The sequence below is a fragment of the Pseudomonas sp. IT-P74 genome (genome assembly GCF_949768175.1).
In the GTDB taxonomy this organism is placed as follows: Bacteria; Pseudomonadota; Gammaproteobacteria; order Pseudomonadales; family Pseudomonadaceae; genus Aquipseudomonas.
In genome coordinates, this window is the sequence record NZ_CATKQD010000011.1 from 147,941 (window position 1) to 167,391 (window position 19,451).

27 protein-coding genes are annotated in these 19,451 nt (G+C 57.9%); 11 read left to right on the top strand and 16 right to left on the bottom strand.

All coding sequences use genetic code 11. The features are described from left to right. Position 1 precedes the first annotated feature (1 nt). The 6 genes from ACM6J5_RS09545 to ACM6J5_RS09570 form a co-directional block, all read right to left on the bottom strand. A complete protein-coding gene (locus tag ACM6J5_RS09545) occupies positions 2-205 on the bottom strand; it encodes a phage head-tail joining protein (protein ID WP_339500201.1) in 204 nt (67 codons plus the stop codon). Continuing rightward, positions 205-2,151: a phage terminase large subunit family protein gene (locus ACM6J5_RS09550; protein ID WP_414928332.1), complete on the bottom strand. Its 1,947-nt coding sequence runs from the start codon at positions 2,149-2,151 to the stop codon at positions 205-207. Before ACM6J5_RS09550 ends, ACM6J5_RS09545 begins: the two co-directional genes overlap by 1 nt. Further along, positions 2,123-2,668, bottom strand: coding sequence for a terminase small subunit (locus ACM6J5_RS09555; protein WP_414928333.1), 546 nt, complete (start codon positions 2,666-2,668; stop codon positions 2,123-2,125). The genes ACM6J5_RS09550 and ACM6J5_RS09555 overlap by 29 nt, the downstream gene beginning before the upstream one ends. 123 nt (positions 2,669-2,791) lie before the next feature. Continuing rightward, complete coding sequence (locus ACM6J5_RS09560) at positions 2,792-3,535, bottom strand: hypothetical protein (protein ID WP_414928334.1); 744 nt, start codon at positions 3,533-3,535, stop codon at positions 2,792-2,794. A gap of 16 nt (positions 3,536-3,551) precedes the next feature. Further along, the gene (locus ACM6J5_RS09565; RefSeq protein ID WP_414928335.1) at positions 3,552-3,902 is read right to left on the bottom strand and encodes a hypothetical protein; all 351 of its coding nucleotides are present in this window, start codon (positions 3,900-3,902) and stop codon (positions 3,552-3,554) included. Continuing rightward, the gene (locus tag ACM6J5_RS09570; RefSeq protein ID WP_168757708.1) at positions 3,899-4,228 is read right to left on the bottom strand and encodes an MFS transporter; all 330 of its coding nucleotides are present in this window, start codon (positions 4,226-4,228) and stop codon (positions 3,899-3,901) included. The genes ACM6J5_RS09565 and ACM6J5_RS09570 overlap by 4 nt, the downstream gene beginning before the upstream one ends. A gap of 184 nt (positions 4,229-4,412) precedes the next feature. Between ACM6J5_RS09570 and ACM6J5_RS09575 the strand changes: the two genes are divergently transcribed. Next, positions 4,413-4,667, top strand: a complete 255-nt coding sequence (locus ACM6J5_RS09575) for a hypothetical protein (protein WP_414928336.1) — start codon at positions 4,413-4,415, stop codon at positions 4,665-4,667. A 265-nt stretch (positions 4,668-4,932) separates the two neighbouring features. Here the strand turns inward: ACM6J5_RS09575 and ACM6J5_RS09580 are convergent, their stop codons facing one another. The 8 genes from ACM6J5_RS09580 to ACM6J5_RS09615 form a co-directional block, all read right to left on the bottom strand. Beyond that, positions 4,933-5,286 (bottom strand): antiterminator Q family protein, encoded by a 354-nt coding sequence (locus ACM6J5_RS09580; protein ID WP_414928337.1) that lies wholly within the window; start codon positions 5,284-5,286, stop codon positions 4,933-4,935. 3 nt (positions 5,287-5,289) lie between these two features. Next, a complete protein-coding gene (locus ACM6J5_RS09585) occupies positions 5,290-5,574 on the bottom strand; it encodes a hypothetical protein (RefSeq protein WP_414928338.1) in 285 nt (94 codons plus the stop codon). A 32-nt stretch (positions 5,575-5,606) separates the two neighbouring features. After that, complete coding sequence (locus ACM6J5_RS09590; protein ID WP_414928339.1) at positions 5,607-6,893, bottom strand: tyrosine-type recombinase/integrase; 1,287 nt, start codon at positions 6,891-6,893, stop codon at positions 5,607-5,609. Then, positions 6,890-7,321 carry a VRR-NUC domain-containing protein gene (locus tag ACM6J5_RS09595; protein WP_414928340.1) on the bottom strand — a complete coding sequence of 144 codons (432 nt, stop codon included), beginning with the start codon at positions 7,319-7,321 and terminating at the stop codon, positions 6,890-6,892. The genes ACM6J5_RS09590 and ACM6J5_RS09595 overlap by 4 nt, the downstream gene beginning before the upstream one ends. 192 nt (positions 7,322-7,513) lie before the next feature. Beyond that, a complete protein-coding gene (locus ACM6J5_RS09600) occupies positions 7,514-8,197 on the bottom strand; it encodes a replication protein P (protein WP_414928341.1) in 684 nt (227 codons plus the stop codon). Continuing rightward, positions 8,194-8,943, bottom strand: coding sequence for a DnaT-like ssDNA-binding domain-containing protein (locus tag ACM6J5_RS09605; RefSeq protein ID WP_414928342.1), 750 nt, complete (start codon positions 8,941-8,943; stop codon positions 8,194-8,196). The genes ACM6J5_RS09600 and ACM6J5_RS09605 overlap by 4 nt, the downstream gene beginning before the upstream one ends. Next, positions 8,943-9,647 carry a phage regulatory protein/antirepressor Ant gene (locus ACM6J5_RS09610; protein WP_414928343.1) on the bottom strand — a complete coding sequence of 235 codons (705 nt, stop codon included), beginning with the start codon at positions 9,645-9,647 and terminating at the stop codon, positions 8,943-8,945. The genes ACM6J5_RS09605 and ACM6J5_RS09610 overlap by 1 nt, the downstream gene beginning before the upstream one ends. A 284-nt stretch (positions 9,648-9,931) precedes the next feature. After that, a complete protein-coding gene (locus ACM6J5_RS09615) occupies positions 9,932-10,168 on the bottom strand; it encodes a hypothetical protein (RefSeq protein WP_414928344.1) in 237 nt (78 codons plus the stop codon). Between the two features lie 112 nt (positions 10,169-10,280). Between ACM6J5_RS09615 and ACM6J5_RS09620 the strand changes: the two genes are divergently transcribed. Then, positions 10,281-11,129, top strand: a complete 849-nt coding sequence (locus ACM6J5_RS09620; RefSeq protein ID WP_414928539.1) for a S24 family peptidase — start codon at positions 10,281-10,283, stop codon at positions 11,127-11,129. 51 nt (positions 11,130-11,180) lie between these two features. Here ACM6J5_RS09620 and ACM6J5_RS09625 read toward each other — a convergent pair whose 3' ends face one another. After that, entirely contained in the window at positions 11,181-11,501 is a 321-nt protein-coding gene (locus ACM6J5_RS09625; protein WP_414928345.1) for a DUF1654 domain-containing protein, read from the bottom strand. A gap of 474 nt (positions 11,502-11,975) precedes the next feature. Between ACM6J5_RS09625 and ACM6J5_RS09630 the strand changes: the two genes are divergently transcribed. From ACM6J5_RS09630 to ACM6J5_RS09660, 7 genes are all read left to right on the top strand, one after another. Continuing rightward, positions 11,976-12,368 (top strand): response regulator transcription factor, encoded by a 393-nt coding sequence (locus tag ACM6J5_RS09630; RefSeq protein ID WP_077182853.1) that lies wholly within the window; start codon positions 11,976-11,978, stop codon positions 12,366-12,368. A 20-nt stretch (positions 12,369-12,388) separates the two neighbouring features. Continuing rightward, positions 12,389-12,640 carry a hypothetical protein gene (locus ACM6J5_RS09635; protein WP_414928346.1) on the top strand — a complete coding sequence of 84 codons (252 nt, stop codon included), beginning with the start codon at positions 12,389-12,391 and terminating at the stop codon, positions 12,638-12,640. Between the two features lie 69 nt (positions 12,641-12,709). Further along, positions 12,710-13,597, top strand: coding sequence for a TAXI family TRAP transporter solute-binding subunit (locus tag ACM6J5_RS09640; RefSeq protein WP_414928347.1), 888 nt, complete (start codon positions 12,710-12,712; stop codon positions 13,595-13,597). 455 nt (positions 13,598-14,052) lie between these two features. Further along, the gene (locus ACM6J5_RS09645) at positions 14,053-14,325 is read left to right on the top strand and encodes a hypothetical protein (protein ID WP_414928348.1); all 273 of its coding nucleotides are present in this window, start codon (positions 14,053-14,055) and stop codon (positions 14,323-14,325) included. After that, positions 14,322-14,636 carry a hypothetical protein gene (locus tag ACM6J5_RS09650; protein WP_414928349.1) on the top strand — a complete coding sequence of 105 codons (315 nt, stop codon included), beginning with the start codon at positions 14,322-14,324 and terminating at the stop codon, positions 14,634-14,636. Before ACM6J5_RS09645 ends, ACM6J5_RS09650 begins: the two co-directional genes overlap by 4 nt. Positions 14,637-14,727: 91 nt before the next feature. After that, the gene (locus ACM6J5_RS09655; protein ID WP_008055925.1) at positions 14,728-15,075 is read left to right on the top strand and encodes a hypothetical protein; all 348 of its coding nucleotides are present in this window, start codon (positions 14,728-14,730) and stop codon (positions 15,073-15,075) included. A 26-nt stretch (positions 15,076-15,101) separates the two neighbouring features. Continuing rightward, positions 15,102-15,917, top strand: coding sequence for a YfdQ family protein (locus ACM6J5_RS09660; protein WP_414928350.1), 816 nt, complete (start codon positions 15,102-15,104; stop codon positions 15,915-15,917). Positions 15,918-16,046: 129 nt separating this feature from the next. Here the strand turns inward: ACM6J5_RS09660 and ACM6J5_RS09665 are convergent, their stop codons facing one another. Continuing rightward, entirely contained in the window at positions 16,047-16,709 is a 663-nt protein-coding gene (locus ACM6J5_RS09665) for a hypothetical protein (protein WP_414928351.1), read from the bottom strand. Positions 16,710-16,755: 46 nt separating this feature from the next. On the opposite strand from ACM6J5_RS09665, the gene ACM6J5_RS09670 reads away from it, so the two are divergent. Beyond that, positions 16,756-18,570: a DNA cytosine methyltransferase gene (locus ACM6J5_RS09670; RefSeq protein WP_414928352.1), complete on the top strand. Its 1,815-nt coding sequence runs from the start codon at positions 16,756-16,758 to the stop codon at positions 18,568-18,570. A 320-nt stretch (positions 18,571-18,890) separates the two neighbouring features. After that, positions 18,891-19,448: a hypothetical protein gene (locus ACM6J5_RS09675; RefSeq protein WP_414928353.1), complete on the top strand. Its 558-nt coding sequence runs from the start codon at positions 18,891-18,893 to the stop codon at positions 19,446-19,448. Positions 19,449-19,451: the final 3 nt, after the last annotated feature.

The window sequence follows — 19,451 nt, forward strand, 5'->3', positions numbered from 1 at the left end:
GTCAGTACCCCTTGGAGAACGAAGCGTACCGGCGGCCGCCGTCGTTGCAGGCATTCAATCCAAGCTCGGTGGCCATCAGCTTGAGGATCCGCATCATCTCGTCGAGTGACCGGTAGGTGACGCTCTTGTCGGCATAGCGGACCGACAACGCCCCTTCGGCGATGGCCGCCTGCAGGGCGTTGTATTGCTCGATCGTGTAGGCCATCAGTTTTTATTCCAGTGAGAGGATTTCTTCCGCGGCCGTTCTTCAGCGTCCGGTTCATTGCCGCCGACTACAGCTGCTACCAGCAGATCGAGGTCAAGCCCAAATCGCTGCTGGCAGATGCGCAGTGCGGCGAGCGCGTACACGAAGCAGTCGAGCGCCTCGTTTCGACGGCCGCCGCTGTCCCAACGCATCACGCGCTTGCCTTTGGATATGGCTGCTTTTTTCTTTTCTGAGGTGAGTTGCTTCACCTCAGACTCGTCGCAGATCGCGTCGTTGGCCGGAAGGTGAACAACCCCTGGCTGAGACACGCCCACCTGGGATGCAGCCGTATCGACGGGAAGCCCCATCCGGCTGTACAGCAGCTCTTTGGCGTTGTCGGTACCAACCTCGGTGAGGAAGACCTTGTGCACCTTGTTCTTTGTGCGCGGGAAGTTCGCGATCGGCTTGCCGTAGATGGTCGCGCCGCGGATTGGAACAACCCAGTGCACGCCGTGCTTGCGGCTCTCGGCATAGACCTCGTCCGCATAGTGGCCGCCGGCGTCCCACGTCCAGCGCTCCACCTTCATGACAGTGCCGTCCACGCGGGTGAACTGCCGGTGCAACTCGAGGCCAACCTTGCGGCGCAGTTCTTCGCTCGCCGGGTCACCCATCAGGATAAAGCGATGGACCAGCCAAGCTTCCTCGCCTGGACCGAAGGCCCAGACACGACCCTCGAAACGGTCGTCCTGCGTATCGATGCCGCCGACCAGGACCAGGCCAAGGGCCGGGACCTGCGGATAAACCTCACGGCGCCCGTACAGAACTTCGTGATCGAGCTTCTCGCCTTGGTCGTCGTCCCACGTTTCGCCGCGGGTGGTGTTGATGAAGGTGATCAGCTTCGACACATCGCCTTTGATCTTCAGCCACTCCTCGGCCAGGCTGAGCCACGTGCTCCAGGTACTGTAGATCGCCCAGATGCTGAAGCTGACCGAGCGCGGTGTGCGGATGATTTCGTCGTCAGCGCCAAACCAGTCCATCCCGTCGCGGGTCCAGATGCCGGTGTGCTCGCAGATCCAGCGGCCGGCTTTGGACGCCTCGACCATCTCGTTGTGCCAGATGACGCAGGCGGCGTGTTCGCACACGTACCAGGCTTTCTCTGCCTCGCCGAGCGCGTTCTTTTCCCACTTCAAGCCAAATTCGCAGTCCTTGCCGCCCCACTTGAGTGTCTGCTCCTGCCGGCAATGCGGGCAGTCGATGTGAAACTTGAGTAGGTAAGGCGACTCTTCGACGGCCTTGGTGATCTGGCAGGAACCGACACGCTTCGGTGTAGAGCCCCGGATCGACTTCGGGTAGATCGCGCCGTTCAGTCGCTTGTCACCCAGGGTGATCGGCGCGCCCTCGCCTTCGACGCTTTCGTCAAAGTTTGAGAGCTCGTCGTAGATCACCTCGTCGGCGGATTTCTCACGATAGTTGCGCGAGGCCTTGCCGCCCCGGATCCAGAGTGTCCGCCGGTTGGCGAATATCTTTTGGTCGAGGGTGTTGTCGCTGTGCTTACGGCCGAACCACGGAGCCAAATCGCCCAGCACCGGTACGTCACGGATCATGCCGTTGACGTGGCTCTTGCTGATGTCCTCGGCGTCCGGGTCAGTCGGGCTCCACATCACGACGTTGCGGCGCTTGTGCTGGATCTTGTAGCCGATGTTGGCCATCAACAGCTTGGTGTAACCGATCCGCGCCGACTTGATGAAGTTGACGACGTTGATCAGGTCGTTGCCCATGCTGTTCAGGATCGCAACCTGGAACGGCTCGGTCGTCCACTTGCCCTCGTTGTAGGAGGACTCCGCGGACATGTAGAAATTTGCATCCGCCCATTCGACGGCGGTTTGCGGTGGTTCTTTGTAGAGCGCCTGGAGTCCTAGCTTGATCGACTTACGCAGATCATTCAGCCATGGACTCAACGTACTCATCTAATAATTCCGGAAGTTGCTCACCAAAGCTGGCGGCAATATTTCGAGCAAGCGCGATCTCCCGCTCCACCGACTCGATGATCCGAGGGTCAACCTCCGGGTGACGCCGAGTGACGGTCTTACCGACGGTGTCCAGTTTCGAGCCGATCTGTGCGGCGATTTTGGCAAGGGCAAATGTGGCGAATGGGACCGGCACCAGTTGCTTATCCAGCACCAGGTTCTTTTTCTCCTGGGCGATCCGTTGCGCGGCGGTGAGACCACGACGCTCTTCGAGCAGCTTGTACTCGATCAGCGGATCGAGACCTTCGGTTCCCTCACCCGCCGGTTGTTGTTTCCGCTGCGAGTGTTCGACACGATTTTCGACGACATTCTGCACGGTGTAGAACGCCTCTCGACCGATGCGTGCGACAGGCGCAACTCCCCATTTGTCAAAGGCTTGCGGGGAAATCCCCAGGCTCGAAGCCATCTCGGATTTGTTCAACCACCCGCGCTGTTTGGTTGTTTCGTTTTTGGCCATGATTAAACAACAACCAACCCCTGAAAAAAGGTCATACATATTTGATGGGCGGGGCCCGAATTACCCGCAAGGGGTCGGGGCTCCGGGAAGGACCCAAAGGGGGGGTACCCCCTGCCCTGACCGTCAGCCCCGGGCTGTCGACAGTGCCTGATCCATCGCGCTGGCGAACTCTCTGGCTCGGTTCGCCTTCACGATGTTGTCTGCGATCTTGTAGAACGGAACGATCACCCGATACCCAGGCTCGCTCTCACTGAAGATAAAGACAGGGCGAACGGCATCACCGAATGCGGTCTTTCTCTTCTCCCAGATACCCTGCGTGCCATCGACATCGCCAGCGAAATACTTGTCGGCATTGCCTTTGCGCTTACTGCGCTTGCTGCTTGAGGCATTGGCCTGCACACCACTGACGGTCTCGGCAGCACCCAAGCCCGACAAGATCTTCATGATCGTGCCGCGCGGGACGTTGCCGAATTGGTTGAGCGCTGATGGTGCCGGGATTGCGTACTGCCCTGACTTCATGAGTCCTTTCGCAATCAGGGCTTTCTCGAAGCGTTTATGGGGGCGGCGACCACCCTTCACTACCTGTTGAAGGTAGGTGTCAGCGGGTACGCCAGAGGTCCATGCGTCCTTGAAAAAGGTTCTCGCCTCGGGCTTTTCCTTCTTGGCGCCCTTCACATAGAGACTGTTCATAGTGGTGGCAGTCGGTTGATCCAAGCGTTGCCGCATGACCGAAAGCTCGCCTTTCTTCACCAGCACAGCCAATCGAGTAGTCATCAGCGCAAACGCAAATGGAAGCTGTTTGCTACCCAATGTGCGCAAGGCCTTCGACAGCTCTTCCACATTGGTACTGGCATCGATCTTGACCATGCCTCACCCCATCGATTCAGTGCTTACCGCGATCTACCTCGTCCGACACATGCTGATTGTCACAGCCCATGCAGTGCTCACAGTTCAGCGTGCGGCAGAGCCAGGCTTTCACCCGCTGCCACCAGATGACCATGAATATATGGCGGAGGCCGGCCAGGGCCAGGGCTACATGCAGAGTCAGCCCCGCTGTCGTCGGCCCGATGAAGATGTTCTGGTTAGGGGTCATCACGACAAAACCGCTGATAGCGATCGCCGAGTAAATCAGCTTACCGAGGATGCCGTCCCGTACTCGACCGCTCAGGACGCACCAGGTCGCCCACAAGGCAATCACGCCACAGGCGATTGAGTTGATCAGTTCAAAATTCATGGTGGATTACCTCCGCCGAACCTCTGGCGGATGAGTGCCCAAAGGTCCGCGGCCTTGATGGCGCGATTGATCGCTGCCAGGAGTGAGCCGCCGAAGGTGCCAAGTAGAAAACCGATGCCGGCGACGATGCTCGGCTCAGTCACACCGAGGTATGCGCTGACCATGCCTGTCAGGTACAGAGAGCAGGCCACTCCAGTGACCAGGAAGATTGCCCAGGCTCGCCAATCAGTGAGGTCGTCCTTGTGCCACCAGCTTGCAACGATGGCACCAATCAAGCCCGCGACGAGCCACTCAGCTTTGTCGAACAGGCGATGCAGAAGATCCATGCGCTCGACTCCGACTGCATGACAGAATTTGAATCGGCTCCAACAGCACTCCGAGCTCGGAGCAATGGGTGTGGTGGAGCCGAAAACGAAAAAGCCCCGGCAAATGCCAGGGCTCAAGAGAGAATTGTGGTATGAATCGCAAGTGGCGGATGCCACTCAAATGACACTACTTAAGGAGTTACAAATGAAAGCCGATGTTTACATGACCAAACCGCGTCAGAAAATACTGCTGCTTACGGCGGGAAAGGAAATTGCTTCGCTTCCTGAGAAAGTCCAAGAGTTCGCAAAGGACATGACGCCACACGGCCAATGGGAAATTGACCCAGCAACTCCACGCATTGGTCTCGACCAAAAAGCAGCGCTCTACGCGCTTCAAAATACAGGCTTCTACACCGCTACCGCCGAAATTAATTTGGAAATCGTAGAGAATCCAAATTAAAAAGTACGGCCGGATCGAGAGCCTTTGAATTGATCTAGATGGCCGGTGCTGATCGCCGGCTTTCCGTGAGTGACGAGCGTTTACGCAGCAGCAGACTGGTCTAGCCTGATCCGAAAAAAAGGTCAGTGAGCGACACCTTTATGGTTACGCATCAGCCCGCGCATTCATCTGCATTGTATAAAGCAAAAAGCCCAACTTTAGAGTCGGGCTTTGCTCGCGGAAAAACCGCAAAGTAACTGAAATCTATATACTGGCCCCGGTCCTGTCAAGCAGCCTCTCGACGAATATCTAAAGCCCCATCAATCCACGCAATTCCGGCCTTCCAGAGCTGCCTGGTCTTCTCTTCCCCAAAGCCCAGTTTCTTGCCCACATCGACCAGCGCTTTGTCGCGTGAGGTGTAGTACTTCATCAGCACATTCCCGCATTCCGGGTAGCGCTTGAGCAGGCGCCCCATCAAGCCATCGATCATCAGCGCATCGTCATCAGTGATCATCGGCGTGTGCAGCGTGTTTTCCCTGGACGCGCAGCAGGACACACCTGACCCCAAGACCACCCAACGCCCCCAATGCTCCAGCAGATCCTCGACAGTTCGCTCGGTAAAGCTTTTTGTTCTCGCCATGATTCAATCCCCCTTGAAAGACGAGCGGCCAGCGCCGCGACTGTTGCACTGCTGGTACTGCTCGGCGATGTCGTTCGCCGCGGGAGCCATGGTTGCGAGGTGACGCTCCCGGCGCAGCAGCATGCCCAACTGAACTACCAACTCTTCCACCAGCAACGGCTCCAAGGTGATCGCATGGACCAAGCCCGAGGCATGGCAACCGATGCAGTCGAACTGATGGAACACGCCTTGAATGATCCCCTTCCCGACGCAGGACGGGCATTCGGTGAGTGGGACCAGAGAGCGCACAAAGGCGGGTCCATGAGTCCTTTTATCCATTTTTAAACCTCGCCTATGGTTGATTCTTGAATGGCCTCGCAGCCCTTGTGTTCCGTGGCTTTCAGCGAATTACCCGAATTTTCGTTTCTACCGTCCTTCAACCCGTGAATCAGGGAAAAACCCTTGCCGTCTAAATGGCCGTGCCACAGTTCAAGGGCAGCACGCTTGCGCTCCTCGACGGTGGTGTGGATATAGGCCTGCACGTTGTGGCCCATGGCGTGGTTGATCAGCATCTCGCCAATCAGGAAGTCGATACCGAGGTCCGCCCACCCGGTCCGGGCTAGCTTGCGCAGGTCGTGACTACTCCACTCCCCCTTCCCCAACCCGGTGAATACGGCGCTGGCCTGCCCTTCGCTCATGCCCTTTCCGCTGTGGGAGCGAAACAGGCAATCGCCGTCGTAATGGCTCGCCTGTTGCGCCGCGCGGTACCGGATTAGAAGGTTGCAGACCTGTTCCGTCAGTGGGAGCGAATGTTCGACGCGGGTTTTGGTGTTGCCCACCGGCAGATACCAGGTGCGCTCGGCGAGGCTGATGTGCGACCACTGCGCCTTACGGGTTTCGCCGATCCGGGTGCCATGGCACAGCATCATCAGCGCGAGCATGGCTGGCTGAGGATCGAACTCGAAAAGCTCATGCAGTTGGCCCAGCAGCCCCTCGATCTGCACACCACGAAGGCGCGCCGACTTGGCCTTGATCTTGGTCTTGGAGAAGTCGCTGAACTTGATGCCTGCCATCGGGTTGACCGGGATCAGACCCAGCGTGTGCGCCTGGCGGCAGGCGACCACCAGCAGGCCGAAAATCAGCCGGACAAACTCCAGCGACAGTGTTTCCTGCAGTGGCCACATCAGTTGGGTGTCGAGGGTGGCGTGGCGCACATCGGCAAGCGGCAAACCACCCACGCGCGGAATCAGGTGGCAGGCGATGGCTGACTTGCCGGTGGCTTTGCGCTTGTCGGAGAGGTTGCGGTCGCGACTCATGCGGTCGGCGTACCAGTTCAGCAGCTCGCCCAGCGTTGCCCACGGCGAAACGGCGGCACCGGCTTCCGGGTTGGCGCTCAGCCGCATGCGCAGGTCTGGTAAGGCCGCCAGCACGGCTTTCGCCGACAGGTCCGGATAGGCGCCGATGCGATTCCACTTCTTGCGCACCACCAGGCTCCAGGTCCCACGCGGTCTGGCCTCGGTGAATCGGAAGTACAGCCCCGGGTGGCGAGGATCACGCATCAGCACCGCGGCCGGATCATCGGCACGCCGACGAATCTCGGCATCGGAGAAGGCCACGGTCATTGTCATGCGGCCACCACTGTGGGAGCGAGTCGCAGGTAGGCGCGGATTTGCTCCATCGCGTCGAAGTGCCCACGGCACACCACCGCCAAATACCCCTGCTCATTCAGCTTGCGGATGCGCTCGTGCTGGCTGGGCGAGATGGCCGCATCGTTCGGCGGTGTGGCCTTGAATTCGATGTACAGACCAAAGAACCCGCCGCGCGCCATGGTCAGCACCAGGTCGGGAATACCGGCCTTCACACCCTGGGCTTTCAATTTGCTGGCAACCGCCTTCACGCGGTGCCCGCCGTTGGGCACGTGATAGATCAACTCAAACACCGCCGGGTAGCGCAGCTCAAGCTCACGCATCAGCGCGGCCTGTTCCTGCCCTTCACGGTCGACCGACTTGGCGCGGACGGGCCTCTCTTTGAACAGCCTGGGTTTGGCGGGAGTCATACTGTTTCTCCAGTAAATCGGTCGATGACTTCAAAGGTCGAAGGCCACATCCGTACACCGTAGGTTTTGGCCATCTCGATGGATCTGAAAATGGCCACAGCGTGGTCCTGCTCGAAGGTGAGGTCCCACTTGTAGCCGCAGCAGTGCACGGCGTAGCGGTAGTCAGACGGGTCCGTTGGAGCGAGATATTGGTTAGGCACGGGCACCGCCAAGCGTGGCGCGCAGCTGTGCAAGGGCACCCTTGCCGACTTCAGGAGTCACCTTCGCTTCAGCCCGGGCAGGCAATGCCTTGGGCATCGCCTGAAGCGGCAACCCAGCCAGCACGCGGCGGATGGTGATGGTGTAATTGCGTTCGAACAGCTTCAGGCTGAGCGAGGTATCGAGCTTGTTCAGGCTTTCGAACCCGCACTCCTTGGCGGTGTGCCACACCGCGTCATGCGACCACTTACCCTGCCCTGCCATACCAGGATGAGCGTTGCGGCAAGCCTCGCGATGCGCAGCAGCGAGCGGTGGCAGCCCTAGCATTTCTGGGGTTGGCTTGCACCATTCGATGAACTGGCCAGGGCTTGGGATGAAGTCGCCGGGCTGTTTGCGAACCTGGGTCATACCGAAATCGATCTGACCCTGGGTGCAAATGCCTTCCTCGAGAAAAGCCTGAAACCATTGGCGCTTCGAAGCCTGATAGGTTTCCTTGTCCGGCCAAGCTTGGCGCCACGCCGAGCGAATGGAGCGCAGCTCTTTGAACAACTCGTTAATGGCTGTCACCAACGTGCTGTGGGCTTCATTCGCTACCGGAGCTGCATCCCCCGCTGCGATGAATTCACCGGACTGGGCTTTGGCCCAAAGGTCCTGAGCGATCACGGAGACGGTCTTCATGACGTCACCCCGTTAGGCCATTCGGTGTCGCTATCATCGAAATCGGAGGCAGGTGCATGCTTCGGCTTGAACTGCTTCACATTCGAAGCCGCTGCCCGGGCATTGTCGCTGAGCACCCACTTAACCAGCATCTGTACCCATTCGGCCTGGGTGTTCACCTGCCCGCGGGATTCGTAGTGAGCGGTGAATGCGCGGCGCGCCTCTTCGGTGAACATGGTGAGGGCCACGCCAGAATGAGTGGCATAGGTCTTCAGCAGCTTGGAATCGGGCTGCCAATCGAGGGTCATCTCACTGGGCATCCGAGGATCAACAGGCTCATGCGCAGAGAGAGGTTCTTTATTCTTCTCTTTCTCTTCTTTAGGTAACGCACCGCTAACGCTCGCAGCGTTACTTTTACCGTTACTGGCCTTGTGATTCGCAACACGTTTTGCCGTGAGAAGCCTATTTTTAGCGGTCTTCCCGTTGTGCCGCTCGAAATGCGGAAGACTGATCACACCCTCGGCCTCAATCATCCAGGCCACCGATTTCATGTGTTCGCAGAAACCGATAACACCCACGAGACGATCAAGTAACTTTTTGCTAACGCTCGGAGCGTTACCGTTTTCGGTTTGTTGGTCGAACCATCCCCACACGCGCATCAGCTTGCCGACGACAGCGTCGGGGTCAATATCGGCCAAGTCAGCGATCTGGCAAACCTCTGGTTTGTCCAGGGTGGTGAGTTCGAATTTGATCCAATCGCCGGCCATTACGCGGCCTCCTGCAGAAGTTCAGCAAGGCGGGTAAGGCCTTTGGGGGTGACCATTGGGTCGAATGCAGCTCGCTCGATGCCGGTTTCCGGATCAGGCTTCAGGGCTGTTACTTTGTGGGTCATGTGACCCGAGGTGATGCGCGGCTGATAGGCAACCCAGCGTTTGCAGCCGTGACGGCGGAAGATCCACCGATGCTGCTCCAGCCATGCAAACAAACGTGCCGGAGCCATTCCAAGCTGCTTGGCTGCGTCTGTGATGCAGATGGCACCACCGGCAGCGGCGAGCCGATTGATGGCGGCAATCTTTGGCGCTTGCTTAGAAATGACACGCTGTAGCTCGCCATTCTTGTCCGCCAGGTCGGCAGCCAAACGAAGAGCTTCAGGCAGAGACTGAGGAATCGAGACAACCTGTCGTGACACGTTTTCTAGTTCGCTCAAACGTGTCACGACACGATGGCGAAGAGGAATGCTGTACCCGGTCAAAAGGGTTTCGGTCAGGATCCGGTCGAGGCGAAACTCGGCGGTGTAATCCCGACCATCTTTGACCTCGTGGAGATGGCGCAGATCTGCGCCATCATCAGCCAAGGCTTTGCACATCACACGGATATCGCGAATGACATCCTTGTGTTGCTTGCCGGTGAGTTCGGCGATCTCCCGACTCGACATGGTGACTGTATTGCTTGGAGCGACGATCGTGTTCATAATGGTCCCTCAAGTGTTTTGTGTTTTGAAGAAGCCGGGTTGCAGCCCGGTTTTTTTGTGCCTGCGATTCAGGCGATTACTTTTCAGTAGACGCGACCAATCCCGCCGACTGAGCTGCCGCTCTCAGCGTTCAATGTCCCCACACGTCCTGATGTATTGCCGTCCATCTCCTTTCCCCTAATGGTCTTCCTGGCAGTTCTTTTTTACTGGATAGATCAACAGCTAATCCGGTGTTCTGCTGTTACTTGTTCCGGTCATCGATAATTGTGCTCACGGGATGGCGGTCAGGCCGCGCCGCGAAGCACCTTGTGGGCGAGCTCGACAAGGTCAGGCCGTAAACCAGCGATAGTGATCTCGCCGTCCGAGGCGTCTTGAAGACGCTCGGCAAGTTCGGCAGATGCTTTCCGATGACCGCCTGCAAGCTGCCAAAGATGTCCGACGGTGGTCTTCGCAGCTTCAGCAACCAGCTGACGGCGGTCGGCTGTTGCGTTGGCGAGCCAATCGCGCAAATGGTCATTCATAGGGGTTCTCCTAAAACGTAGGAGAAATTTAGCTTAGGGCTAATATCAGAGCAAGGAATATTTAGCTGTGAGCACATTTAGCATTGAGCTAAAGAATGGCATTCTTGCTCGCATGGATATCTATGCGATTCGCAAGCGCCAATTGGTCAAGTTGATCGGCGATCAAAAAAAAGGCGCCTGCGCCGAGCGCTGGGGGATGGCGCCTGCGCACTTGAGCCAAATCCTTTCGGAAAGGACCGCCAAGAACTTGGGCGATGACGTAGCTCGGCGGATTGAGTTGGTTGAGAAGTTGCCAAGAGGGTGGTTTGACTCTCTACCGACCGACGAGGAGTCGGTCAGTCCTGATTCGAAAGAAATTACGACGGCACCAACCGCCGAATCAAATTCATCGGCCGCTGACCAAGTAAAGCGAATGCTTGGAAAGGTAAAGGGCCTTTCGATTGAGGCGCGAGATCGAATTGTCGCCGCTGCCGAAGAACCTGACGATGGGCTGCCCCATCAACTCTCGGTGACCCTCGCAAGCCTACGCCCCACCAATGACGAGATCGTCATTCCTCAGTACGACATTCGAGCTGCAATGGGCCATGGCCAGGTTCCGCCTGACTATACGGAGGTTGTCCGAAATCTGGTGGTGCGCGAGGAAATCCTGCGCGAGAAAGGCATCACCTACACGTCGAAGACATCTCTGGGGATGATCAACGGGTGGGGCCAGAGCATGGAAGGCACCATTAATGACAAGGATTTGGTCATTGTTGATAAGGGTGTACAGGATTTCATCGGAGAAGGGATCTACGTTTTGACCTGGCATCACGAGCTTTATATCAAACGGATCATGCGCCTCGACGAGAATCATTACCGGTTGATTTCTGACAACCCGCACTACGAAAACCAGACAGCCCGGATCGATGACGTAACCATTCATGCGAAGGTGCTGCTGATCTGGAACGCCAGAAAAGCCTGACCGATCGAAACAAGTCAAAGCCCGCCATTTCAGCGGGCTTTTTTGTGCCCGTCAGAAAGGCGCTAGCTCTTCCACCGCATCGAACTCTTCGTGAGCTTCTACACGCGGATCTTCATCCGCTGGAGCTTCCCATCGGAGCGTAACCGAATCGTCCTCGTCGTTGAAGGTCATCTCGATGCTATCCACATCGGCGAGCGCGCCCATCACCTCCTCCCATTCTCTATCCCCATCGGTGTCGAGCCGATGGATCGTCGCCCACTTCCGATCCTGGGCAATTGGGTGATTGATCATGTTCGAAACTCTAAGAGTCAGGCGCTCCACTCCCGACATCGGCTTTGACTCTTGCGGTTTTTTCTTCTGCGGGCTTGCCATCAGCTACTCCTTTATTACTGTATGTATGTACAGCCTTTCCGAATATTAGCTTGATGCTAATACCCGCGTAAAGACCGATGGCGAATTACCTTCAACAACTATTCCGAACCAAATAATTTCACTCAAAGCTAAAATATTTAGCTTCAGGCTATTGACTGATCTTTAGCTCGTGGCTAAATTCACCTCAACGCCAGTGAACATGGTGCCAGAGCAAAACCAGCTCGCCGCTCTTTAACAGTCAGCGCAATAAACAACAGACCGCATTGCCTCTACCGGCGACCGGCGAGCAGACAGGCCCGAAAGCCTGCCAACGACAGGAACACCCTGGACGGCTACTCGATGGTGAAACGCCTTAACCGTGTGAATGACCCGGTAAGCAATGCGCCCCGCCCCTCCGGCGGCAATAGGACGGAAGGTTTCACTGATGCACCTGGTTGGCCGGGTGCATTGGGAAAACAACCGGGAGTCACGACGATGGAAACAGAAATCGTAAATGGCGCATGGAAGGGTCACCTCGGTCGTGGCCTGGCACCTCGAGAGCTTCAGTTCCTGCTGTGGGTGGCCCTCGGGCTAACCGCCAAGGAGATCGCTAGGGAAGCAGGTATCTCCCCTGCCACCGTGGCGAAGCGACTCACCAATGCAATGTTCAAACTCGGCGTCACCCGCCGCGCCGCCATGGTCGCCGAAGCCATGCGCCGCCAGATCATCTCCCCGATGTGCTTCGTCCTGGCCACGCTGATGACCATGAACGCGGTCAGCAACATCCAGTCAGTCGAACCAGCTCGCCGCGACCGCCGTCCACCTTCGGTTCGGATCGCCCAAATACGCATCACACGCCGCGCCGAAACGTTAGAGCGCGCCGCCTAATCAGCCCAAAAGGAAAAATCATGATCGAACTCGGACAGAAAGCAGAAGACAAGATCACCGGCTTCTACGGAACCATCACCGGCCGGGCGCAGTACCTCACTGGTTGCGATCAGTACTGCCTAGCGCCACCCATTCGCCAAGGCATCAACGAGGTTCAGAAATCAGAGTGGTTCGATGAAGGCCGCATAAAGATTCTCGGCCCGGGTGTGACCGCTGCTGATGTGGCTGGTCCTCGTCCTGATGGGCCGCAGCGAGACGCGCCTCGAGGGTAAAGGACGGCATCACTGCTGCACCTTGGTGACAGGGTGCATCGGGATGTAACCCAACCCAGAGGAACGCCCATGAAATCGAAAGCGTTATTGCTGGCCATGCTGATGAGCGTTTCAGCAGCGGCCAGTGCAGCACCACCAACCCTTCGCTTCTGCACCGGTGGTGAAGGTGGCTTCTACGAGAAGCTCGGCTCAGCCATTGGCCCCGTGATAACCAAGCAGACCGGTAGCGATCTGAAGGTCATCAACACCGGCGGCAGCGTCGAGAACGCTGAAAAATTGAAGGACGGCGCCTGTGACATTGCCGTCATTCAAAACGACGCGGTGATCAGCCTGCCGATGCCAGCCGACATCAAGGTCACCGACGCTCACGAGGAAGTCGTTTACTGGTTGCACGGCAAGGCCGGCATTGACGACTTCGGCAAGATGGAAGACGACGACGTAGCGAAGAAGTACGCCTTCGCCGCGGTGTCCGGATCCGGGGCGCTGGTCACAGTGCGCAACTGGATCAAGACCGACAAGGACTACGAGGGTGCGCGCATTGTCGAGTTCGACAGTTGGTACAGCGCCGCCGAAGCGGTCAGCCAGGGCTACGTCAGCAAAGCTGGTGTCCGGATCGAAATCGCCGGGATGTTGTACATCGGCAGGGCTGGGGCGATCAGCAGCGACATCACCGAGGACTTCGGAAAGCAGATCCTGATTGGCGAAGTCAACGACAGCTCATTCGAAGATTCGAAGGACGCCAACAACAACCCGCTGTACCGACATTGTGCGATCCCCAAGGAATCCCGCAGCGGGCTGGACACCTCGAACTCGTTCAAAGACCCGAAGACCTACTGCCTGCGCGCCCAGATCGTTTTCAACAACGACTACCTGGCAAGCCTGCAACCGGATGAGGCGAAGAAAGTCCGCCGCGCCGTGGACAAGGGCATCAACAGCGTCGTGAAGGTGGTGCGGTGATCAGCCGCTTGCTCACTGCAATCCTGCTGGGCCTTGCCCTACTTGTGGGAGCGAGCTTTCTGCACATCATTTCCGTTGCCTACCTGGCCGGCGTTGTGTCTGGTCTCGCCTTGGGCATGGTGATGTGGTTTCGCTTCGCTCGATAGCATCACTTCTGCCCATTCACTGAGTGGGCAGCGGGATGCGGACGATTCTGCACCGCGCAACGCGGCCCCCTGCATATCAACCAACCCAGCACGGAGGATTGGCAGCCATGTAACCAACAGATATCGAAGCCCGCCCAATGGCGGCACCTGCGACACGTAGGGAGGTCTTCGTGACGCAAACAAAAGCCCGGTTCCGATCGGGCTTTTTTTCACCTGCCTTTATCCGTCAGCACTCTCCCTTGCGCCCAACGGCAAAAAGCAGGCGGCCAGAGTGCTGACGAATACACGCAACCCCACCAAGGAATCGCCATGCATCCTTCAATTCAACAGCGAGTCGACGGGGTTGCCGCCCTGCGTGCTCGTGCAAGCATCGCCACTGCCGCGTTCTACTCATTGATCGGCCAGGCATCACCCACGCAGAAAGTTCGCTTCCAGGTTAAGACCGTCGGGACGAAGGCGTACCACATCGTTGACCTGATCACAGGCAAGACCTGCGGCTTTCGCTTCGAACACGCGGCCGCCGTCGACTACGCCATTCAGCTCGAGGAAAAGGCCAACCGCCTGCCGGGAGGTGCGAAATGATCGGAGCACCAATGCCCCACCCTCGCGACTCGATCATCGCGAACCTGAACCAGCAGTTGGATCGCTACTTCGGCGCCGGCAAGAAGGTGCAGGAAATCGCCCCGGGCGTCAGCGGCGAAAAGGACGCCATGTTTGGCACCTCCCACAGCAACAAGTTGCGGATCGAGCGCAACAAGCAAGCGCCGCGGCTGAAGGAACTGGCCGACGCCGGCAAGACCGTCATTGAAGCAGCGAAAGAGATGGACATGGAAGCCAAGCGCGCCAGGCTCATCGCCCGCGAGAACAACATCAAGTTCCCGGGGCCGCCGTGAGACGAATCAGTAACCAGGTGCGCCAGCGCCTTCGTCAGTCGCAATTCAACCTACCACCCAGCGGCCTATTGGCCATCCCGGAGCAACAGCCATGCCCACTCCTACCGATACCGCAGAGTTCCTCGAAGAGCTCAACGGCGGCGCTTTCGCCAGCCAAATCGGCCATGCCCTTTCCGAAGTAGCCTCCGGGGTCGTTGACCACGGCAAGGCCGGCAAGTTGGTGATCACGCTGGACTTCAGCCAGATCGGTGAGTCGAGCCAGGTGAAGATCAAGCACAAGCTCGATTACAAGGTGCCGACCAAGCGCGGCACCCGCAGCGAGAACACCAGCCTGGACACGCCAATGCATGTTGGTTCCGGCGGAAAGATCACCCTCTTCGCGGAGAAGCACGACCAGCTCTTCAGCCGAGAACAAGCCCCCATCACTCCTCGCACCTAACCGATAGACCATCAAGGAACTGACCAATGTCTCTGACCAAAGAAGCGATCCAGCTCATCACCGACACCGCGCTCGAAGCGAGCGGTAAAGCGCTGGCCACCCAAACGCCAACGATCGTGCTGCCCGAAGGTTGCCAAGTGGTCACCTTGGAAAAATGGCAGGCCGGCCGCAGCCGTTTCCGTGGCATCTACTCCACCCATTCGCTGGCTGACTTCAGCGCCTATGTTGCTGACCGGGCGGTAGCGAACGCCAAGGGCTTCATCGATCAGGACGAAATGACTTGCACGCTTCTGTTCAACCTTGGCACTGACGCGTTGCCAGGCCATGCCGATGACCGTGCAGTACTTCGACTGAAAGCCTCGGCTGGTTATAAGGCTGCCCAGGCAATCGGCGGGCGGGCGATGTCGCAGAAGGACCTCAGCGACTGGATTGAAGACTGGAACCAGTTCCTGTCAGCCACCGATGAAAGCGGGCAATCGATGACCATCGCCAAGGCCATCGCAGCGGTGCGGACTATCACCATCAAAGCCGCGTCCGAGTCGGACCACACCGTCGGTGAAACCAGCGCCAGCCGAAGCACACTCGACCAGATCGAAGCCCGCAGCAAAGAAACTCTGCCAGCCACGCTGCTGTTCAACGTGATCCCCTTCGAAGGCTTGACCGAACAGCAGATCATGCTGCGCGTTTCAGTAATCACCAGCGGTGCGCAACCGGCGTTGAAACTGCGTTGGGTTGGGGAAGAGGTCCAGCGCGAGGATATCGCGCAGGAGTTCAAGACGGTCCTGCAGGACAAGATCGGAGATGCTGCAGCTTTGTCTTTGGGTGCCTTCGATCCGAAGTAAGCGATACAGGCCGGCAACCGGCCTGTTCTCTATCTACAACGCCGCCAAGGCAATCATGACGAAAAAGGCATCGGCCCAAGCTGCCGCTTGAGTTCCCTAACCATCACGATCTATCTAAACAGGCCAAAGCTACTTTATTGCCTCAAGTTCTATCTTGAATTCATAGAGTCTCGAGTACTCCTCAAGAGCAAGCCTTATTTCGTCCTTAAAGTTATCCGGCTTAGGACTTCTAACCGCCAACGCCTCTTCAATACCAGTCTCATCGAATGCAATTGATGCCAGTTCGAAAGGCGGCAAAAAAACTTCAGAGACAACTATACGAGCATCTCTATTTCTTGTTTTAATGCTATACAGTTGCGATGCCAAAAGTATTTTTACACACAATAGAAGCTCATCTTTTAACTCTTTCTGACAAGAGTACTCTTTCGAAAGCCGAAATAATGGCCAGATATCACGTGCCCTAGGGTCCACTGGTGTTTCACTGCCAAATCCCCCGCCATGCTTCAACGCCAACCCCAAGAAAACTCGCAGCATTTCTATACGCGACTTGTTTAAGCTTTCAATTGCCTTTAGGGCTTCAGCTTTAATTTCCTTCAACTTAACAACATTCCCCACAATTGAAATCTCTTGGACTTCAGGGGCGTAACCAACAACCATTCCAATCACAGCGAACGCAACAACAAATGCGGTGAACTCCGCACCAGAGAACTTTCCTAGAGCAAGTAAATACAACGCCAACCCAGTTGCAAATACAAATATCAAAAAACCAGCTATTGCCAAAAAAGCCCTCATAACTGACCTCCGCAAAACCAAAGACTATACCTCCCAAGGATCCCCTATGTCCGCACAACAGAAGAAACCCCAGTTCATCCACGGCCAGCCAAGCATGGGCTTGCCATTTCAGAAAGAGCTGGTGGTGGACCTGTTCGCCGGTGGTGGTGGCGCCAGCACCGGGATTGCCCGGGCATATCGGGAGCCAGATGTCGCTGTAAACCACAACCCGATCGCCCTGGCCGTGCACCGCGCCAACCACCCACTGACCGCCCACTATGTCGCGGACGTGTTCGAGGTCGATCCGGTACGCGCCACTGGTGGTCAGCCGGTCGGTATTCTCTGGGCCTCGCCGGACTGCCGCCACCACAGCAAAGCCAAGGGTGGCGCACCACGTGATCGTGGTGTTCGAGGGCTGGCCTGGGTTGTGGTGCGCTGGGCACACGCCACCCGGCCGCGCCTGATGTTTCTGGAGAACGTCGAAGAGTTCTGCGACTGGGGGCCGATCGATGAGGAAGGTCAGCCAATCAAGGCCGAGCGCGGGCGAACCTTCAAGTCATTCATCGCCGCACTCAGCACCGGCCTCTCCGCCGATCACCCGGACATGCCGGAAATCCTGCATTCGATCGGCGAATTCGTGCCGGTGGGAAGCCTGGTGCGTGGCCTCGGCTACAACGTCGAATGGCGCGAGCGCATCGCGGCCAACGCCGGCACGCCTACCATCCGCAAGCGTCTGTACTTGGTGGCCCGCAGCGACGGAAAGCCGATTGTCTGGCCAGCACCAAAACGCCACAAGGTGCCAACGGCAAAGCAGGAGCCTTGGCGAACCGCCGCAGAGTGCATCGACTGGAGCAACCTGGGCCGCACGATTTTCCGTGACAAGCCGATGGCGGTGAACACCAGACGCCGCGTGGCCAAAGGTTGCTGGCGACATGTGCTGACCAGCGCGAAGCCATTCATTGTGCCGATGCGCGGAACATCGGAAGCACATACCAGCACCCACGGCGTCGACGAGGCGCTATCGACCATCAGCGCCGGCGGTACGCATCACGCATTGGTGCAGCCAGTGACGGCGCCGTTCCTCACCGAATGTGCCAACGGCTCATCTCAACGCAACTTCGACGTGCAAGAGCCACTGCGCACGCAGGTCGCCCAGGTCAAAGGCGGACACTTCGCGATGGTCGCCGGGCATCTAACCCACCTGACGCATCACGGAGACCGAAGCGGGTACTCACTGGACGAGCCGGCGCGCACGGTCACCGGCGCCAACCGCGGCGAACAGGCCGTTGTCGCTGCGTTCTTCGAACAGGCGAATGGCGGTTTCTATAACGGTGACGGCCGCGCCGCCGACTCGCCTCTCTCAACCATCTGCCAATCCGGCGCCAATCAGCGCCTAGTCAACGCCTACCTGGTGAAGTACTACGGCAACGAGAAGGACGGCATATCGCTCACCGAGCCGATGCACACCCTGCCGACAAAGGACCGCGTTGCATTGGTCGAGGTGGTGCAGGTGCCGGACACACTGACGCCGGAGCAACTGGAAGGCGCCCGTCGCTGCGCCGCGTTCATGCATGAGCATCTGCCGGAGCACTTCAAAGACCCGGCGGACCTGGTCATGGTCGGCGGCTATGTGCTGGTGGATATCACCCTACGCATGTTGCAGCCACCTGAGCTGAAAGCTGCTCAGGGCTTCGACAAGGACTACATCATCGACCGCGGCCTGTTCGTCGACCCGGTAACCGGTGCCGAAGAGTGGCGCGACATCAACAAAACGGACCAAGTCCGGCTGATCGGCAACAGCGTGTGTCCGGATGAGGCTGAAGCACTGGTCAGAGCCAACGCCGCCGACATCATCGAGCTTTACCAGCGGTTAGCGGCCTAATCAAAGGCCCCAGAAAACAAAAGCTTCTGAGATAACCGGAAGCTGGTCGGGGAATGCTACTCGCCTCCGCTCTAACCACCACCGTGTTTGATCGACATCAAAGTTCCTGCCCCGCCGTACAGCAATAAGACTTCCCGACACTCCGAAGTGCCCGCAATCCGGACATCTAAGTTCAGTTCCATCCAGACCGGATTCCAGTTCTATCGCATCGATTCCGCAAACCAAGCAATCCATAGAGCTCTCCATTGGCTGATCGCTGAACTGTAGCTGATCCCTCACCACTCTCCACAGCCCGGGCATGCCCCGGTATAGGACTCCCCATGCCCACAATAATCTGGCGACTCATCGCCAAGCTGCTCGCACGCCCGGCCATCGCTGACTGGCTCATCGCCCGCGCCCAGCGCACCCCATACCTGCACATCATGTCCGCCGATGGCTCCGAGATGTACATGGGCCGCTGGTGGCTGTTCAACCCCTACGACCGCGATAGTCACCGATCCAGGCTCTGGTGGTGCCCATGGTCTGTGCGGATCCACCACATCAAGCGGCCAGACAGCGATCGCGACCTACACGACCATCCATGGAACGCTCGAACGATAATCCTTCGCGGCGGTTACACGGAGCAGCGGCTTCTCGATCACGATGATGCGGCGCTGGCTGGCCTGAACGTTCCAGTTTCAGCCCAGGCTACCGAATACATCGACCGGTGCCCGGGCGGCACAGCGTCACTGAGCTATGGCGAGTACCACCGGATCGACTCCGTTACCGAGGGCGGCGCCTTCACCCTGTTCATCAGCGGCCCATACCAAGGCACTTGGGGGTTTCTGGTCAACGGCATAAAGGTGCCATGGCGCACCTACACGGGTACGGACAACTGAAGA

Excerpts from the sequence above, each read along its gene's own strand:
- ACM6J5_RS09580 (WP_414928337.1), bottom strand. The coding sequence starts at position 5,286 with ATGGCGAGAACAAAAAGCTTTACCGAGCGAACTGTCGAGGATCTGCTG.
- ACM6J5_RS09660 (WP_414928350.1), top strand. The coding sequence starts at position 15,102 with ATGTCTCTGACCAAAGAAGCGATCCAGCTCATCACCGACACCGCGCTC.
- ACM6J5_RS09655 (WP_008055925.1), top strand. The coding sequence starts at position 14,728 with ATGCCCACTCCTACCGATACCGCAGAGTTCCTCGAAGAGCTCAACGGC.
- ACM6J5_RS09545 (WP_339500201.1), bottom strand. The coding sequence starts at position 205 with ATGGCCTACACGATCGAGCAATACAACGCCCTGCAGGCGGCCATCGCC.
- ACM6J5_RS09555 (WP_414928333.1), bottom strand. The coding sequence starts at position 2,668 with ATGGCCAAAAACGAAACAACCAAACAGCGCGGGTGGTTGAACAAATCC.
- ACM6J5_RS09675 (WP_414928353.1), top strand. The coding sequence starts at position 18,891 with ATGCCCACAATAATCTGGCGACTCATCGCCAAGCTGCTCGCACGCCCG.
- ACM6J5_RS09620 (WP_414928539.1), top strand. The coding sequence starts at position 10,281 with ATGGATATCTATGCGATTCGCAAGCGCCAATTGGTCAAGTTGATCGGC.
- ACM6J5_RS09650 (WP_414928349.1), top strand. The coding sequence starts at position 14,322 with ATGATCGGAGCACCAATGCCCCACCCTCGCGACTCGATCATCGCGAAC.
- ACM6J5_RS09590 (WP_414928339.1), bottom strand. The coding sequence starts at position 6,893 with ATGACAATGACCGTGGCCTTCTCCGATGCCGAGATTCGTCGGCGTGCC.
- ACM6J5_RS09670 (WP_414928352.1), top strand. The coding sequence starts at position 16,756 with ATGTCCGCACAACAGAAGAAACCCCAGTTCATCCACGGCCAGCCAAGC.
- ACM6J5_RS09565 (WP_414928335.1), bottom strand. The coding sequence starts at position 3,902 with ATGAATTTTGAACTGATCAACTCAATCGCCTGTGGCGTGATTGCCTTG.
- ACM6J5_RS09600 (WP_414928341.1), bottom strand. The coding sequence starts at position 8,197 with ATGAAGACCGTCTCCGTGATCGCTCAGGACCTTTGGGCCAAAGCCCAG.
- ACM6J5_RS09550 (WP_414928332.1), bottom strand. The coding sequence starts at position 2,151 with ATGAGTACGTTGAGTCCATGGCTGAATGATCTGCGTAAGTCGATCAAG.
- ACM6J5_RS09665 (WP_414928351.1), bottom strand. The coding sequence starts at position 16,709 with ATGAGGGCTTTTTTGGCAATAGCTGGTTTTTTGATATTTGTATTTGCA.
- ACM6J5_RS09645 (WP_414928348.1), top strand. The coding sequence starts at position 14,053 with ATGCATCCTTCAATTCAACAGCGAGTCGACGGGGTTGCCGCCCTGCGT.
- ACM6J5_RS09615 (WP_414928344.1), bottom strand. The coding sequence starts at position 10,168 with ATGAATGACCATTTGCGCGATTGGCTCGCCAACGCAACAGCCGACCGC.
- ACM6J5_RS09570 (WP_168757708.1), bottom strand. The coding sequence starts at position 4,228 with ATGGATCTTCTGCATCGCCTGTTCGACAAAGCTGAGTGGCTCGTCGCG.
- ACM6J5_RS09625 (WP_414928345.1), bottom strand. The coding sequence starts at position 11,501 with ATGGCAAGCCCGCAGAAGAAAAAACCGCAAGAGTCAAAGCCGATGTCG.
- ACM6J5_RS09640 (WP_414928347.1), top strand. The coding sequence starts at position 12,710 with ATGAAATCGAAAGCGTTATTGCTGGCCATGCTGATGAGCGTTTCAGCA.
- ACM6J5_RS09630 (WP_077182853.1), top strand. The coding sequence starts at position 11,976 with ATGGAAACAGAAATCGTAAATGGCGCATGGAAGGGTCACCTCGGTCGT.
- ACM6J5_RS09575 (WP_414928336.1), top strand. The coding sequence starts at position 4,413 with ATGAAAGCCGATGTTTACATGACCAAACCGCGTCAGAAAATACTGCTG.
- ACM6J5_RS09635 (WP_414928346.1), top strand. The coding sequence starts at position 12,389 with ATGATCGAACTCGGACAGAAAGCAGAAGACAAGATCACCGGCTTCTAC.
- ACM6J5_RS09605 (WP_414928342.1), bottom strand. The coding sequence starts at position 8,943 with ATGGCCGGCGATTGGATCAAATTCGAACTCACCACCCTGGACAAACCA.
- ACM6J5_RS09560 (WP_414928334.1), bottom strand. The coding sequence starts at position 3,535 with ATGGTCAAGATCGATGCCAGTACCAATGTGGAAGAGCTGTCGAAGGCC.
- ACM6J5_RS09610 (WP_414928343.1), bottom strand. The coding sequence starts at position 9,647 with ATGAACACGATCGTCGCTCCAAGCAATACAGTCACCATGTCGAGTCGG.
- ACM6J5_RS09595 (WP_414928340.1), bottom strand. The coding sequence starts at position 7,321 with ATGACTCCCGCCAAACCCAGGCTGTTCAAAGAGAGGCCCGTCCGCGCC.